The sequence below is a fragment of the Pseudomonas entomophila genome, from assembly GCF_018417595.1.
Taxonomy (GTDB): domain Bacteria; phylum Pseudomonadota; class Gammaproteobacteria; order Pseudomonadales; family Pseudomonadaceae; genus Aquipseudomonas; species Aquipseudomonas entomophila_C.
The window spans coordinates 5371004-5386119 of record NZ_CP070982.1 but is presented as its reverse complement, the minus strand read 5'-3'; the positions used below and the strand labels follow the sequence as shown (position 1 = coordinate 5386119).

Annotated in this window: 11 protein-coding genes; 4 read left to right on the top strand and 7 right to left on the bottom strand. The window is 65.7% G+C overall.

Annotated features, from left to right (window positions below):
* The first annotated feature begins 101 nt into the window (after positions 1 to 101).
* The 4 genes from JYG34_RS23630 to JYG34_RS23615 all read left to right on the top strand — a co-directional run bounded on the left by JYG34_RS23630 (position 102) and on the right by JYG34_RS23615 (position 3649).
* On the top strand, positions 102 to 731 hold the full coding sequence (locus tag JYG34_RS23630) for a helix-turn-helix transcriptional regulator (protein WP_213658586.1): 630 nt from the start codon (positions 102 to 104) through the stop codon (positions 729 to 731).
* A 117-nt stretch (positions 732 to 848) separates the two neighbouring features.
* A complete protein-coding gene (locus JYG34_RS23625; protein WP_434011154.1) occupies positions 849 to 1826 on the top strand; it encodes a threonine/serine dehydratase in 978 nt (325 codons plus the stop codon).
* On the top strand, positions 1823 to 2770 hold the full coding sequence (locus JYG34_RS23620; protein WP_213658584.1) for an ornithine cyclodeaminase family protein: 948 nt from the start codon (positions 1823 to 1825) through the stop codon (positions 2768 to 2770). The genes JYG34_RS23625 and JYG34_RS23620 overlap by 4 nt, the downstream gene beginning before the upstream one ends.
* A gap of 141 nt (positions 2771 to 2911) precedes the next feature.
* Entirely contained in the window at positions 2912 to 3649 is a 738-nt protein-coding gene (locus JYG34_RS23615; protein WP_213658583.1) for a substrate-binding periplasmic protein, read from the top strand.
* Between the two features lie 112 nt (positions 3650 to 3761).
* On the opposite strand, the gene yccS is transcribed toward JYG34_RS23615, so the two are convergent.
* The 7 genes from yccS to JYG34_RS23580 all read right to left on the bottom strand — a co-directional run bounded on the left by yccS (position 3762) and on the right by JYG34_RS23580 (position 14992).
* Positions 3762 to 5945: a YccS family putative transporter gene (yccS, locus tag JYG34_RS23610; RefSeq protein ID WP_213658582.1), complete on the bottom strand. Its 2184-nt coding sequence runs from the start codon at positions 5943 to 5945 to the stop codon at positions 3762 to 3764.
* 127 nt (positions 5946 to 6072) lie between these two features.
* Positions 6073 to 7254, bottom strand: a complete 1182-nt coding sequence (locus JYG34_RS23605) for an NAD(P)/FAD-dependent oxidoreductase (protein ID WP_213658581.1) — start codon at positions 7252 to 7254, stop codon at positions 6073 to 6075.
* A 140-nt stretch (positions 7255 to 7394) separates the two neighbouring features.
* Positions 7395 to 8732 (bottom strand): ATP-dependent RNA helicase DbpA, encoded by a 1338-nt coding sequence (gene dbpA, locus JYG34_RS23600; protein WP_249746300.1) that lies wholly within the window; start codon positions 8730 to 8732, stop codon positions 7395 to 7397.
* A gap of 112 nt (positions 8733 to 8844) precedes the next feature.
* On the bottom strand, positions 8845 to 10272 hold the full coding sequence (gene mdtD, locus JYG34_RS23595) for a multidrug transporter subunit MdtD (RefSeq protein WP_213658579.1): 1428 nt from the start codon (positions 10270 to 10272) through the stop codon (positions 8845 to 8847).
* A 119-nt stretch (positions 10273 to 10391) separates the two neighbouring features.
* On the bottom strand, positions 10392 to 11723 hold the full coding sequence (locus JYG34_RS23590) for a TldD/PmbA family protein (protein ID WP_213658578.1): 1332 nt from the start codon (positions 11721 to 11723) through the stop codon (positions 10392 to 10394).
* Positions 11723 to 13165, bottom strand: coding sequence for a TldD/PmbA family protein (locus JYG34_RS23585; protein ID WP_213658577.1), 1443 nt, complete (start codon positions 13163 to 13165; stop codon positions 11723 to 11725). Before JYG34_RS23585 ends, JYG34_RS23590 begins: the two co-directional genes overlap by 1 nt.
* A gap of 30 nt (positions 13166 to 13195) precedes the next feature.
* Positions 13196 to 14992 carry an acyl-CoA dehydrogenase gene (locus JYG34_RS23580; protein ID WP_213658576.1) on the bottom strand — a complete coding sequence of 599 codons (1797 nt, stop codon included), beginning with the start codon at positions 14990 to 14992 and terminating at the stop codon, positions 13196 to 13198.
* Between the last annotated feature and the right edge of the window lie 124 nt (positions 14993 to 15116).

Below are 15116 nucleotides of genomic sequence, written 5' to 3'. Positions count from 1 at the left end.
CTTCAGCCGGTGCCATTCGCGTCGCTTGCTTCGCGGCTGAAGCCGCTCCTACAGGGGCCGTGCCGAATCTTTACCCCACACCCCATTTTCAGGATGTTCCGATGTCTGCCAAGGCCATCAACGCACGTTTCAGCAACTACGCCGCCATGGCCGATGGTGTCGCCACCCTGCTGTTCCCCCACGCCGAAGTCGTGGTCCACGACCTGCGCAGCCAGACGGTGGTGCATATCGCCAACAACATCTCCAAGCGGCAACTGGGCGACGACTCGGCGCTCGAAGACCTGCCGGGCGAACTGAGTGCTGCCACGCCGCTGGGGCCCTACGAAAAACTCAACTGGAACGGTCAGAAAGTTCGCTCGATCAGCAGCGTCATGGTCGATGACGCCGGGGTGCCTGAGGCGCTGCTGTGCATCAATTTCAACGTTTCGGTGCTGGAGCAGGCCAAGCAGGCGCTGGACCTGTTCTTCCAGGCCAGCCGCTTGCTGCCCCAGCCCGACGTGCTGTTCCGCGACGATTGGCAGGAGCGCATCAACACCTTCCTGCATGGCTGGCTCAGGGAGCGTGGCTTGAGCCTCGATGGCCTCACCCGCGAGCACAAGCGCGAGCTGGTGGAGGCGCTGCACGGTGAAGGGGCTTTCCGCGGCGGCAGCGCCTACGACTACGTGGCCAATGTCCTGGGCATGGGCCGGGCGACGATCTACAAGTACGTGAAGATTGCCCGGGAGGCCTGAGGCCTGCACGTCGGTGGTCCGGTGCTGGCTTGTGCTTTGTGGAAAAATATTCTACGGTGGATTTTTATTCCATTGATGGCGGCCTGCACCCGCCGTCTGACCCAGGAGCATCCACCCGTGGCAATCGACGACATTGCGCTCGATCAACTGTACCAGTCCATCCACCTGGCCCATGCCGCCCTGCGCCCCCAGGTGCCGGTGACGCCGCTGACGCGTAGCCCTGGCCTTTCGGCGATGACGGGATGCGAGGTACACCTCAAGTGCGAACACCTGCAGCTCACCGGCTCCTTCAAGTTTCGCGGCGCCAGCAACAAGCTGCGGCTGCTGGATGCCGAGCAGCGTACCAAGGGCGTAATCGCGGCCTCTTCCGGCAATCATGGTCAGGGGCTGGCGCTGGCCGGGCAGCTCCTTGGCGTGCCGGTGACCGTGCATGTCAGCCATGAGGCCTCGCCGGTGAAGATTGACGCCATGCGTCAGCTCGGCGCCGAGGTGTCGGTGCTGGACGTCGACTCTTTGGGCGCCGAAGTGCAGGCCCGCCGCGAAGCCGAGCGCCAGGGCAAGCCGTTCGTCTCGCCCTACAACGACCTGGACGTGATCGCCGGGCAGGGCACCATCGGCATGGAGTTGTTCGACCAGGCGCCGGACCTGGACGCGGTGTTCGTCGCCGTGGGTGGCGGCGGCATGGTGTCCGGCATCGCCACCGCCTTGCACAAGTTGTCCCCTTCGACCGAAATCATCGGCTGCTGGCCGGCCAATGCGCCGACCTTGCAGCGCTCGCTTGAAGTTGGTCGGATCATCGACATGGAGGAGCAGCCCACGCTGTCCGATGGGACCGCCGGAGGCGTGGAACAGGACGCCGTAACCTTCCCGATTCTCCAGCGGCTGCTGAAGAAAACCGTGCTGGTCAGTGAGGATGAAATCAAGCAGGCCATGCGTGACGCCGCCGCTTGTGAGCGCTGGATCATCGAGGGTGCCGCCGCGGTGGCCCTGGCAGGCATGAAGCAGGTCGCGGGGGACTACCAGGGCAAGAAAGTGGCGGTGATCCTGTGCGGGCGCAACGTGAAGCTGGAGACCTTCCTCGAGGCCATCGCATGAAAATCCATGAACGTGACGCGATCATCGCCAACCTGGACCTCGACGAGGCCGTGCGCAGGCTGGAGCAGGGCTTCGTGGCCTATTCACAGGGGCGGGTCCAGGTGCCCTCCGTGCAGGCTTTCATGTTTGCCCAGGCCAATGGCGACTGCTGCGTGAAGTCCGCCTACCTCGAAGGCGGCGATACCTTCACCGTCAAGGTATCCACGGGTTTCTACGACAATCCCGCGCAGGGCCTGGAAAGCAACGACGGCCTGGTGCTGGTGTTCAGCGCGCGCACGGGGCAACCGTTGGCTCTGCTGGCCGACCAGGGCTGGCTGACCTGCATGCGCACCGCCCTGGCCGGGCGCATCGTGGCGCGGTTGCTGGCGCCACGCCAGGTCGAGCGCATTGGCATCCTGGGCACCGGCACCCAGGCACGCATGCAGCTTGAGCAACTGATGCCGGTCACCTCCTGCCGCGAGTTGAGTGTCTGGGGCCGCAGCGAAGCTGGGCTGGCCAGTTACCGTGATTTCGCCGAGCGGCTGGGTTTCACGGTGCGCCTGGAACGTGAGCCGCGGGTCGTGGCAGAGGCCGCGAACCTCATCATCACTGCAACGCCTTCGCGCGAAGCCCTGCTCGAACGCGCTTGGGTCCGGCCCGGTACCCATATCACTGCGGTCGGCGCCGATGCGCCTGGCAAGCAGGAGCTCGCTGCATGCCTGGTGGCGAAGGCCGATAAGGTCGTGGTCGACTCGCTCAGCCAATGCAGCCAGTACGGCGAAGTCTCCCATGCGCTGCAGGTCGGGTTGCTCGAACGCTCGCGCTTGTTGGAACTCGGTACCTTGCTCGACAATCCCAGCATGGGGCGCGCCAGTGACGACCAGTTGACCGTGGCGGACCTGACCGGTGTCGCGGTCCAGGACGCACAGATCGCTTGCTACGCTTACCAGGCCTTGCAGCACTGAGGATCCTGTAGTTCGACCAAAATAGAGGCTATTTGATATTACTTGCCGCTGCCGTCGGCCGCAGGCTTTGTGTAATGTGCAAGGTCTGTAGCGAAGATCGCCATTTCCAGCGTGTGCCCCCCACTGCGAAAGGACTTGAGCATGCGGCCACTGCTTTGCGTTCTTGGATTGCTGAGTGTGTTGTGCGCAGCTCCGGCCTTCGGCCTCGAGAAGCTGCGCCTGGTGGCGGACAGCTGGCCGCCCTTCACCGATAGCGGGATGCCCGGCGGTGGCCTGGCGACCAATATCGTCACCACTGCCCTCACGCGTGCCGGCTATGCCACCGAGTTCGAAGAGGTGCCCTGGGCCCGGGCGCTGATGGGGGTGGGGGAAGGGCGCTACGACGTGTTGATCAATGCGTGGTTCAATGACGAGCGCACCCGCATCGGCCAGTTCTCGGGTGCCTACCTCACCAACCGCATCCGCCTGCTGAAGCACGAAGGTGAAACCTTCGGCTACCAGAAACTCGCCGACCTCTACCCCTATAGCATTGCCGTGGTGCGTGACTACGCCTATTCACCGGCTTTCGACACTGATACCCGGCTGAACAAGGTGCCGGTGCGCAGCTTTTCGTCGGCAGTGCGCATGTTGGCAGCGGGCAGGGTCAACCTGGCGGTGGAGGACGAATATGTGGCGCGCTACAACCTGCAGCGCGAGCCGCCGCAGGTGCGTGACGCGGTGGCTTTCGTCGAACCGCCGCTGGCGGAGAATAGCCTGCACATCCTGGTGAGCCTCAAGCACCCCGAGCACCAGCAGATCGTCAAGCGCTTCGAAAAGGCCATTGCGGCGATGAAGGCCGACGGGAGCTATGACCGGTTGTTGCGCCAGCATGGCTTCTGATCCCAGCACCCTGTGGCGGCCTCTTCGCGGGTAAACCCGCTCCCACAGCGTTTTCGATAAACCTGTGGGAGCGGGTTTACCCGCGAAGAGGCCAGTACAGACAATAACCAAATCAGGCCGGTTCGCCTTCCTTGATCAAATGCCCGGCCAGTGTGCGCAACGGCCCCAACTGCCGGCAGATCAACGCCAGTTGGGTCTGCACCAGGCGTTGATGCTCATCCAGTTCCTCAGGCATCTGCTCCAGGCTGTTGGCCAGGGCCTCCTCGGCATCGCTGTGGATCGCCACCGGCAGCCGCGCCGCCAGGCCATTGGCGATCTCGTCCAGGCTTGCGGCCAGCGCTTGCCCGGCCCCTTCGATCAGTTGCTCGTGGACCTCGGCCGGCAGTGCCGTGTCGCGGTGCGCCCCCAGCCCCGAGAGGTAGCTGAGCAAGGTGTGCGACAGCACCAGGAAGCGGAAGCCCACATCGGCCTCCTTGCGGAAGTGCCCCGGCTCCATGAGCATGTTGGCCAGGGTGGTCGACAGCGCCGCATCGGCGTTGTGCGCGTTGCGCCGGGCCAAGCGGTAGGCGAGGTCGTCGCGCTTGCCGTGGGCGTACTGCTGCATGATCTGGCGCAGGTACTGGCTGGCGCAGGCCAGGGTGTTGGCCAACACCTTGTTCAGGCGCCGGCCCTGCCAGTCGGGCAGGAACAGGAACACCGCGAGAATGGCGATCAGGCTGCCGACCAACGTGTCGAACAGGCGCGGCAGGAACAGGCCATAGCCATCGCCGATCTGGTTGAAGCAGAACAGTACCATCAGGGTGATCGCCGCCGTGGCCAGGGTGTAGCGGGTGGTGCGGTTGACGAAGAACACCACCCCGGCCACCACGGCGAAGGCCGACTGGATCAATGGGTTGGGGAACAGGTCGAACAGCGCCCAGCCCACGGTCAGGCCGATGGCCGTGCCGAAGATCCGCTGCACCAGCTTGCGTCGGGTGGCGCCATAGTTGGGCTGGCAGACGAACAAGGTGGTGAGGATGATCCAGTAACCCTGCGTCGGGTGGATCAGGTGCACCATGCCATAGCCGATCGACAGCGCCAGGGGTAGGCGCAGGGCATGGCGGAACAGCAGCGAGGTCGGGGTCAGCTGGGTACGCAGGCGCGTCCAGACATCCTTCAATGTGCGTGGCGAGCGGTCGAGCAGGCTGCTGTCGCTGGCGTCGGCCAGGCTGTCGGGGTTGCTGGCGGCACTGAGCAGGCGGTCGAGGGTCGCCAGGTTGGCCGCCAGTGCCCGCAGCGAGCGCAACAGGCCGCGCCAGGCCGGGTTGCTCTGGATACGCAGATGTTCCAACGAGGCGTTGAGGTCTTCCAGGGCCTCGGGGTAGCCGCTGGCCAGCACGAATGGCTGGCGCAGGCGGATCGACCGGGCCAGTTCCTGGCAGGACGCGCCCTGTTTGCGCAGCAGGCGCTGGCAGCGGAACATCACGTCGCTGTGGAAAAACGCGTCGGTCAGGGCGTTGTAGGGGTAGTGTGAAGCGCTGACTCGCTCATGGATGTCCTGGGCCAGGAAATACAGCTTGAGGTAGCGGCTGACCTTGGAATTGGGCTGGCTGTTGCCGACCCGGTGCAGGATGATTTCCTTGGCGGCGTTGAGCGCGGCCACCACCTTGCCGTTCTGCTTGGCCAGTTCCAGGCGCGTGGCCTCGACGTCGAGGGTGCGCACCGGTTCGAACAGGCTGGCCTTGAGCTTGAGGTAGCTGCCCAGCTCGTAGAACAGCTTGGCCAGGCTCTGCTGTACCGGCTGGTTGGAGAATAGCGCCTGCCACAGCACCGACAGCGACCCGTACCAGGCCGCGCCAGCCACCAGCAGCAAGGGTTCGTGCCAGAAGTCGCTGACCTCGCCGCCGCGCTGGTCCACACCGATCATGGTGTACACCGACAGGATCAGCGTCGCCGAGGCGATCGCGCCGTAGCGCTCGCCCAGTGCCCCGAGCATGGTCAGGCCGAAGGCCGCCAGGGCCAGGGCGCCAGCGAAGATCCAGGGGTAGGGGAACAGCAGCTCCACCGACAGGGCGGCGATGGCGAAACACACCAGGGTGACGGCCAGGGCGCTGAGGCGGCCCTGCCAGCCGTCGTCGGTCTCGGCCAGGGCGCTGGCGATGATGCCGAGGAACAGCGGGATCAGCAGGCTCATCTCGTTCTGGTACCAGCACCAGGCCATGCTGCCGGTGAGGGCGATGGTCACGCGGATGGCGTAGCTGAACTTGTCTTGGCCCCACAGGCGACGCAATGAATGGCGGAACGAGCTCGATGACATGATGGCCCTGGGCTGAGATCGGTTGAGTAGCTTCGAGGCCGTCTGGGGCCGCTGCGCAGCAGCCCCGAAATGGCACTCCGAGCACAGACCAGCAAGAAGCGTTCCGTGCTGCTGAATGGATTCTACTCTACACGAACTGCGCCGCGGCGTTGGCCGAAGCCCAGGCCCACTGGAAGTTGAAACCGCCCAGGTGCCCGCTCACGTCCAGCACCTCGCCGATGAAGTAGAGCCCCGGGCTTTTCAGCGACTCCATGGTCTTGGATGACACTTCGCGGGTATCCACGCCTCCCAGGGTGACCTCGGCGGTTCGATAGCCCTCGGTGCCCGCTGGCACCACCTGCCAGGCCGACAGTTTCTCGGCGATCTGGGTCAATTCTGCCGGCGTGTACTGCTTCAGGGGTTTCGAAAAGAACCACTGCTCGGCCAGCAGGGTGGCCAGCTTGCGGGTGAACACCTCGCCCAGCACGGTCTTCAGTTCGCTGTTGGGGCGTTCGACCTGCTGGCCCAGCAGCCACTCCAGCGCATCGCGGTCGGGCAGCAGGTTGATCTCGACCGTGTCGCCGGCCTCCCAGAACGACGAGATCTGCAGGATCGCCGGGCCGCTCAGGCCACGGTGGGTGAACAGCAGGTTTTCGCGGAAGCTCGTGCCGTTGCAACTGGCGACGCAATCCAGCGAGGTGCCGGACAACTCGGTGCACAGTGCCTTGAGCTGGGGCTCGGTGATGGTGAACGGCACCAGGCCGGCGCGGGTCGGTAGCAGTTCATGGCCGAACTGGCGGGCGACCTGGTAGCCGAAACCGGTGGCGCCCAAGGTCGGGATCGACAGGCCGCCGGTGGCGATCACCAGCGACTGGCAGGCGAACGGCCCGGCGCTGGTCTGCAGGGTGTAGCCGGCCTCGGCTTTGTCGATCTGTTCGATGCTGGTGTTCATGCGCAATTCGGCGCCCGCGTTGTCACACTCGGTCAGCAGCATGTCGAGGATGTCGCTGGACTTGTTGTCGCAGAACAGTTGGCCGAGCTTCTTCTCGTGGTACGGCACGCCGTGCTTGCACACCAGCTCGATGAAGTCCCACTGGGTGTAGCGGGCCAGCGCCGACTTGCAGAAGTGCGGGTTGTGCGAGAGGAAGTTGGCGGGCTCGGTGTACAGGTTGGTGAAGTTGCAGCGCCCGCCGCCGGACATGAGGATCTTCTTGCCCGGCTTGTTGGCGTGGTCGAGCACCAGCACCCGGCGCCCGCGCTGGGCGCTGAGCAGGGCACACATCAGGCCGGCGGCGCCGGCGCCGAGGATGATCACGTCGGTGGAGTGCACGAAATTACCTCTTGGAGAGTCTGGGGCTGCTGCGCAGCCCTATCGCGACGCAAGGCCGCTCCCACAGGGAACCGTGTACGCAGGACCTTGTGGGAGCGGCCTTGCGTCGCGAAAGGGCCGCAAAGCGGCCCCAGATCACATCAAACGATACGGACTTTAAGGGCGCGGCCCTTGATCTTGCCGCTGTTCAGGCGCTGCATGGCCTGCTTGGCCACCGCCCGTTCCACGGCGACGAACGCCACGAAGTCGAAGATGGCGATCTTGCCCACCTGCTTGCCCGGCAGCCCGGCATCGCCGGTCAGCGCGCCGAGGATGTCGCCCGGGCGCAGCTTGTCCTTGCGCCCGGCGCCGATGCACAGGGTGGTCATCGTCGGCAGCAGCGGCTCGCCGCCCTTGCTCTTGAGGTTGTCCAGCTGCTCCCAGCGCAGCGGTTTGTTCTGCAGGTCCTCGATGGCCTGGGCGCGATGGCCTTCGGCCGGGGCCACCAGGCTGATCGCCACGCCTTTCTCGCCGGCACGGCCGGTACGACCGACGCGGTGCACGTGGATTTCGGCGTCACGGGCCAGCTCGACGTTGATCACCAGGTCCAGGCCGTCGATGTCCAGGCCGCGGGCGGCCACATCGGTGGCCACCAGCACCGAGCTGCTGCGGTTGGCGAACATCGTCAGCACCTGGTCGCGGTCGCGCTGCTCCAGGTCGCCGTGCAGGGCCTGGGCGACGATGCCCTTGGCGGTCAGGTGGGTGACCAGGTCCTCGCATTGCTGCTTGGTGAAGCAGAACGCCACGCAGGACTGTGGGCGGTAGTGGCCGAGCACGCGGGTCACGGCTTCAAGACGCTGTTGCGGGTCGATCTCGATGAAGCGCTGCTCGATCTGGTTGTCGCTGTGCAGTGCCTCGACCTTGACCTGCTGTGGCTGGCGCATGAAATCCTTGGCCAACTGCTCGATGCCAGCCGGGTAGGTGGCGGAGAACAGCAAGGTCTGGCGGCGCGATGGGGTCTTGCCGATGATGCTGGCGATGGCGTCGAAGAAACCCATGTCGAGCATGCGGTCGGCTTCGTCGAGCACCAGGGTGTTGAGCCCGTCGAGCACCAGGGTGCCTTTGTCCAGGTGCTGCTGGATGCGCCCCGGGGTGCCGACGATGATGTGCGCGCCGTGCTCCAGCGAAGCGATCTGCGGGCCGAGCGACACGCCGCCGCACAGGGTGAGGATCTTGATGTTGTCCTCGGCGCGGGCCAGGCGGCGCAGCTCCTTGGCCACCTGGTCGGCCAGCTCGCGGGTCGGGCACAGCACCAGTGCCTGGCAGCCGAAATAGCGTGGGTTGATCGGGTTGAGCAGGCCGATGCCGAAGGCGGCGGTCTTGCCGCTGCCGGTCTTGGCCTGGGCGATCAGGTCCTGGCCCTTGAGGATGACCGGCAGGCTCTGGGCCTGGATCGGGGTCATCGAGGCATAGCCCAGGGCGTCCAGGTTGGCCAGCATGGCGGTGGACAGCGGGAGGGTGGCAAAGGCGGTGGTTTCAACGGTCACGAGGCGGGCCTGCGGTGCGAAGCGAAAAATGCCGCACAGTCTACCAGCCTCGTGGCCATTCGCCCTACGACTCGACGTGATGTTCCGGACGACGGGCGCGCCTTCCGTCTGTCGGCGCCAGTTGCAGGAAGATCGCCGCCGCCAGCATGGCCATCACACCGATGGTCACGAAGGTCAGCTGGAACGCGCCCAGTGTGCTTTCCACACCCTCGGCGCTGCCGGCTGCGGTGAAGCCGCCAAGCAAGGCGCCGGCGCAGGCCACGCCCAGGCTCAGCGACAACTGAGCTACGACCGACAGCAGGCTGTTGCCGCTGCTGGCGCTGGCGTCGTCGAGGTCGATCAGGGTCACCGTGTTCATCGCGGTGAACTGCATCGAGTTCACCGCCCCCAGCAGCGCCAGTTGCGCCAGCAGCAAGGTATAGGGTGTCTGTTCGTCGACCAGCCCCAGGCTGGCCAGCAGCAGGCCCAGCAGCAGGGTGTTGCCGGTGAGCACGATGCGGTATCCCAGGCGTTCGATCAGTGGCCGGGCGATGGACTTGGCAACCATTGCCGCCGCTGCCAGCGGGATCATGCTCATGCCGGCCTGGGCCGGCGAATAGCCCAGCGCCACCTGCAGCAGCAAGGGCACGAGGAAGGGCAGGGCACCGCTGCCCAGGCGGGCGAACAGGTTGCCGAGGATGCCGATGGCGAAGGTGCGCACGCGAAACAGCGAGGGCGAGAACAGTGGCTCTGGATCACGCCCGGCGCGCAGCCAATAGGCGGCCAGGCAGGCCATGCCGGCGAACAGCAGCAGCATCACCCGCAGGTGCGGCAGGTGCAGTTCGCCCAGGCCCTCCATGGCGATGGTGATCAGCACCATCGCCGCGCCGAACAGCAGGAAGCCCGGGCCGTCGAAGCTGGTGCGTTCGGCGCCGCGCAGGTCGGGGATGAACTTCCATACCGCGTAGCAACCCAGCGCACCCACCGGCAGGTTGAGCAGGAAGATCCAGTGCCAGGTGAGGATCTCCACCAGCCAACCGCCCAGTGTCGGGCCGAGCAGCGGGCCGAGCAGGCCGGGGATGGTGATGAAGCTCATGATCCGCACCAACTCGGTGCGTGGGTAGGCGCGCAGCACCACCAACCGCCCGACCGGCAGCATCAGCGCGCCGCCCAGGCCCTGGATCACCCGGGCCAGGATCAGGAAGCCCAGGCTGTTGGCCATGGCGCAGAGCAGCGAGCCGAAGCTGAACAGCAGGATCGCGCTGAAGAAGATGCGCTTGGTCCCGAAACGGTCGGCGATCCAGCCCGAGGCCGGGATCAGCAGGGCCACGGTGAGCATGTAGGCGATGATCACCCCCTGCATGCGCAGTGGGTCCTCCGCCAGGGAGCGGGCCATGGCCGGCAACGCGGTGTTGAGGATGGTGCCGTCGAGCGACTGCATGAAGAAGGCGATGGCCACCACCCAGGGAATCCAGCGGGCGGTGACGGGGTCCAGCGGGGCACGGTCGGGCATCAGTTACCTCTGTGTTGTGGGTTGCCTGTGCGGGCCTCTTCGCGGGTAAACCCGCTCCCACAGGTTTATCGATAGCCCTGTGGGAGCGGGTTTACCCGCGAAGAGGCCGGTCCTGCCGATCACAATGTCAGGGTCAACCCTTTGACCAGCGCTCCCGGCAGATGGCTAGACCCGGTGCTGCGCTGCCCGTAGGTGCTGGTCGACAGGATCATTTCGCGCTCCACGGTCAGGTCTTCCAACTGGCTGCCCAGCAGGTTGTACAGGCTGTCGTCGAAGCGCATGGTGCTCACCGGCCCCTGGATCTTGCCGTTCTCCACCCAGAAGGTGGCGAAGCGGGTCAGCCCGGTCATGCGCGCCGCCGGCAGGTCCGAATAGTTCAGGTACCAGAGGTTGCTGATGTACAGGCCGGTGCCGAGGCGTTCGAGGATCTGCGCGCTGGGCAGCTTGCCCGGCGCCAGGCTGAGCGCGCAGGGCGATTCGTGGCTGTCGGCGCCGTTGGCCACAAGCTTGAACTCGGCGGCGCTGCGGGCGCTCACCAGCCGTTCCAGCCCACGCCCTTCGCCGATCAGCAGCAGGTCGCGACGGGGCGAGCCTTCGTCGGAGAACGCCGGGCTCAGCGAACCGCTGACCTGCTCGCTGAAACTCACCAGCGGGCTCAGCCGCGCGTCGCCGTTGTACAGGCGTTGCAACGAGCTGTTGCCAGTGGCCAGGGACTGCGCGGAGAAGCCGCCCCAGCAGAGCATGCCGGCGATCTCGTCCATCGCTGCAGGCGCCAGGTAGGCGCGATAGCTGCCGGGTTTGAGGGTGATGGCCGGGCGCCCCAGGTGCTCCAACTGCTCACGGGCCTGACGCAGGCGCGCGGCGAATTTTTCGCCGCGCCAGGTTTGTCCCGCGTAGTTGGCCTTGACCGCCTGGCCGTTGGCGTGGAACAGGCTCCAGTCAATGTTGAAGCTGTTGGCCTGGTGCCAGCCGAAGGCGCCGAAGGAGCTGGCGAAGCCTCGGCAGATGGGGCCGGCGGCATAGATCCCGACCAGGTCCAGATCACTCGCCTCGCGTTCGATCAGGGCCAGCACTTCGTCCAGCTCAGGCAGTGGCGTCTCCAGCAGGCTATGGCTGTGCCAGGCACTTTCGTCGAGGCTCAGGTACGGGTCCACCGGCAGCAGCGGCAGGGTCTGGCGCAATTGCGCGAGTGCGTCGTGCAGGCGCTGGCGATCGAGTTCGGCGTCATCGCCCAGGGTGATCTGTTGTTCGGCCTGGCGGCCGTCGCGTACCAGCCGCAGCTGCGCACTGGCCTGGCTGACCAGCCCGGCCTGGCGCACCTTGGCGTGGTTGAAACGCACGAACTGCGATTGCTCGGCGCTGTAGCCGAGGGTGAACTGCTCGCCGGGCTGCACGGCGGCGTTCAAGCTGTCGAGCAGGTTCTCGAAGCGTTGTTGATACACGGTGCTCATCAGGCATCCCCTCCGAAGACGTCGATCTGGCTGAACACGCAGGCCGGCGAGGCGTGGCCGACCCGCACCACCTGGTTGGGTTCGCCCTTGCCGCAGTTGGGCGTGCCAAGCACCTGGAAGGTTCCGCGGTCGCCGACCGCCGACAGGTTGCGCCAGAAGTCGGCGGAGATGCCGCGGTAGTTCGGGTTCTTCACCACGCCCTTTAGTTCACCGTTCTCGATCAGCTGCCCCCACTCGCAGCCGAACTGGAACTTGTTGCGCGCATCGTCGATGGACCAGGAGCGGTTGGTGCGCATCAGGATGCCGCGCTCGATCCCCCCGACCAACTGCTCCAGCGACTGGTCGCCCGGTTCGATGTTGAGGTTGGCCATGCGGTCGATCGGCGCCCGGTTCCAGCCGCAGGCGCGGCTGTTGGCGACACCGTCCAGGCCCGAGCGCAACTGCGACAGCGCGCCGCCCAGGGGGCGGACCAACAAGCCGTCGCGAATCAGGTACTGTTTGCTGGCCGGGGTGCCGTCGTCGTCGAAGCTGTAGCTGGCCAGCTCTTCGCCGATGGTCGGGTCGAAGGTTACGTTGAGCAATGGCGAGCCGTACTGCAGATGACCAAAATCAGCGGCTTTGACGAAGCTGGTGCCGGCGTAGTTACGCTCGTCGCCGAGGATGCGGTCCATCTCCAGCGGGTGGCCGATGGATTCATGGATCTGCAGCATCATCTGGTCGGGCATCAGCAGCAGGTCGCGCTTGCCGCTCGGCGTATTGGGGGCCAGCAGCAGTTGCAGGGCCTCGTCGGCCACCCGCCGCGCCGCGCCGACCAGGCCGCAGCGCTCGATCACCTCGAAGCCGCCTTGCTGGCCGAAGTTCTCCCGACCCAGGCTGCGGCTCTGGCTGTCCTGGCCGTCGCTGGCAGTGACGCCCAGGCCTGGGTAGATGAAGCGCTGGGCGTGGCGCAGTTCAGCACCGGCGGAGTTCAGGTAGGTCTGCTCGACCAGGCTGATGCCCAGGCTCGCCTGCCAGTCCACCAGGCGACTGTCCTTCGGCACGCTGGCCGATTCGCTGGCCAGCAGTTCGAGGCAGTCGGCGAGGTTGGGCAGCGCCTGTTCGAAGTTGGGCGAGACGTGATCGTGACTTCCGGTTGGCGCCGGTTGGCCGCTCAGGTCGAGCAGGCTGCTGGCCTTGATCCGCCGGGCCAGCGCCTCGGCCTGTTCCAGGGCGCGTTGCAGGCCTGCCTGGGAGAGGTCGGCGGTGGCCGCGTAGGCCTCGACGCCGGCGACCCGCACGGTGAGCATGGCGCCCTCGTCCTGGCTGAAGTAGGGCGGTTCGGCGACATTGCGCCGAACCGACAGTGACTGGTGCGATTGCTTCACGTGGCGAAGCGAGAACAGTTCGGCCGTGCTGCGCAGTGCCTTGAAGCGCTGGCGCAGCTGGGTGCTGGAGTCGAACATCGGAAACCTCCGTGTGTGCGGTGGCTCCCCCTAGAACCACCCCTCTTGCATGGCGAGGCACGTATCGTCGCGGGCCTCGAGCAAAGCGAGGTCATTATGGCAGCCCGGCACTTCCCAGGTGAGGAAATAACGCGCGGCCTGGAGCTTGCCCAGGTAGAAGTCACGGTCGCTGCCCTTGAGCAGGCCGACCTCGGCATGAATGGCCTGCTCCAGCCAGCGCCAGCCGATCACGCAGTGGCCGAACACCTTGAGGTACAGCGCCGAGTTGGCCAGTGCGCCCGCGACCTTGCCGCTGGCCAGGTCGCCGAGCAGGGTGAGCGTCACTGTTTGCAGGCGGTTGAGCAGTTGCTCCAGCGGCTGACGCAGTGCGTCGAGATTCGGGTGATGGCTGGCGCGCCCGCAGGTGCCGGCGATCAGGCGGATCAGTTGCTTGAGGCCGGCACCGTTGTTCTGTGCCAGTTTGCGCCCGAGCAGGTCAAGGGACTGGATGCCTTCGGTGCCCTCGTGGATCGGGTTGAGGCGGTTGTCGCGGTAGTACTGCTCGACCGGATACTCGCGGGTATAGCCGTGTCCACCCAGGATCTGGATCGCCAGTTCATTGGCCTTGAGGCAGAACGCCGAGGGCCAGGACTTGACGATGGGGGTGAGCAGGTCGAGCAGTTCCAGGGCTTGCCGGCGTGCGTCTGCATCTGCGGCGGTGTGGGTGTCATCGAACAGCCGGGCCGCGTATAGGCCCAGGTCGAAAGCACCCTCCACGTAGGCCTTCTGTGCCAGCAGCATGCGCTTCACATCGCTGTGCTCGATGATCGGCACGGCGGGGCTATGTGGGTCCTTGTTCTCCGGAAGGCGGCCTTGTGGGCGTTGGCGGGCGTAATCCAGCGAATAGAGGTAGCCGGCGTAACCCAGCATCACCGCGCCCATGCCGACGCCGATGCGCGCCTCGTTCATCATCTGGAACATGCAGGCCAGGCCCTGATGCGGCTGACCTACCAGGTAGCCCACGCACTGGCCGTTGTCGCCGAAGTTCAGCGCGGTGGAGGTGGTGCCGCGCCAGCCCATTTTGTGGAACAGGCCGGCCAGCAGCACGTCGTTGCGCGGGCCGCGACTGCCGTCACGGTTGACCAGGTACTTGGGCACGATGAACAGCGAGATGCCCTTCACCCCGGGTGGGGCGTCCGGCAGCTTGGCCAGGACCATGTGCACGATGTTCTCCGACAACTCATGGTCGCCGCCGGAGATGAAGATCTTGTTGCCCTTGAGCCGGTAGGTGCCGTCGCCTGCGGGCTCGGCACGGGTGCGGATATCGGCCAGGGACGAGCCGGCATGGGGCTCGGTCAGGGCCATGGTGCCGAAGTAGCGGCCCTCGATCATCGGTTGCAGGAACAGACGCTTTTGCTCATCCGTGGCGAAACTCTCGATCAGGTTGGCGGCGCCCATGGTCAGGAACGGATAGGCCGTGGTGCCGGCGTTGGCGGCTTGGAAGTGGGCGAAGCAGGCTTGCGACACCAGGCTGGGCAGCTGCATGCCACCGGCTTCGAAATCGCGGTTGGCATTGAGGAAGCCTGCGTCGAGGAAGGCGTCGACCGCTGGCTTCACTTCCGGGATCAGCTCGGCGCGACCGTTCACATAGCGTGGCTCGTACTCGTCGCCCTTGCGGTTGTGCGGGGCGAAGTACTTCTCGGCGAGGGTGCGGGCGGTGGTCAGCGCGGCATCGAAGGTCTCGCGGCTGTGCTCGGCGAAGCGCGGGCGCTGGGTCAGGGCCTCGGCGTCGAGGACCTCGTAGAGTTCGAAGGCGAGGTTGCGGCTGCTGAGGAGTTGCTCGGACATGGCGGCATTCCTGGTTCGGGATGCAGCGAGTCTAGGCGGTAGGGTAGGCGGGAGGGAGGTTAATAGGTTTGGGTGATACTGGATTAAAAACGGGGTAGTGAAGCGCCTGGCTGGGCGTCCTGGG

Coding starts and splice junctions, on each gene's coding strand:
- dbpA (WP_249746300.1), bottom strand. CDS start 8,732: ATGCTGGCCAACCTGGACGCCCTGGGCTATGCCTCGATGACCCCGATC.
- JYG34_RS23620 (WP_213658584.1), top strand. CDS start 1,823: ATGAAAATCCATGAACGTGACGCGATCATCGCCAACCTGGACCTCGAC.
- JYG34_RS23615 (WP_213658583.1), top strand. CDS start 2,912: ATGCGGCCACTGCTTTGCGTTCTTGGATTGCTGAGTGTGTTGTGCGCA.
- yccS (WP_213658582.1), bottom strand. CDS start 5,945: ATGTCATCGAGCTCGTTCCGCCATTCATTGCGTCGCCTGTGGGGCCAA.
- mdtD (WP_213658579.1), bottom strand. CDS start 10,272: ATGCCCGACCGTGCCCCGCTGGACCCCGTCACCGCCCGCTGGATTCCC.
- JYG34_RS23630 (WP_213658586.1), top strand. CDS start 102: ATGTCTGCCAAGGCCATCAACGCACGTTTCAGCAACTACGCCGCCATG.
- JYG34_RS23580 (WP_213658576.1), bottom strand. CDS start 14,992: ATGTCCGAGCAACTCCTCAGCAGCCGCAACCTCGCCTTCGAACTCTAC.
- JYG34_RS23585 (WP_213658577.1), bottom strand. CDS start 13,165: ATGTTCGACTCCAGCACCCAGCTGCGCCAGCGCTTCAAGGCACTGCGC.
- JYG34_RS23590 (WP_213658578.1), bottom strand. CDS start 11,723: ATGAGCACCGTGTATCAACAACGCTTCGAGAACCTGCTCGACAGCTTG.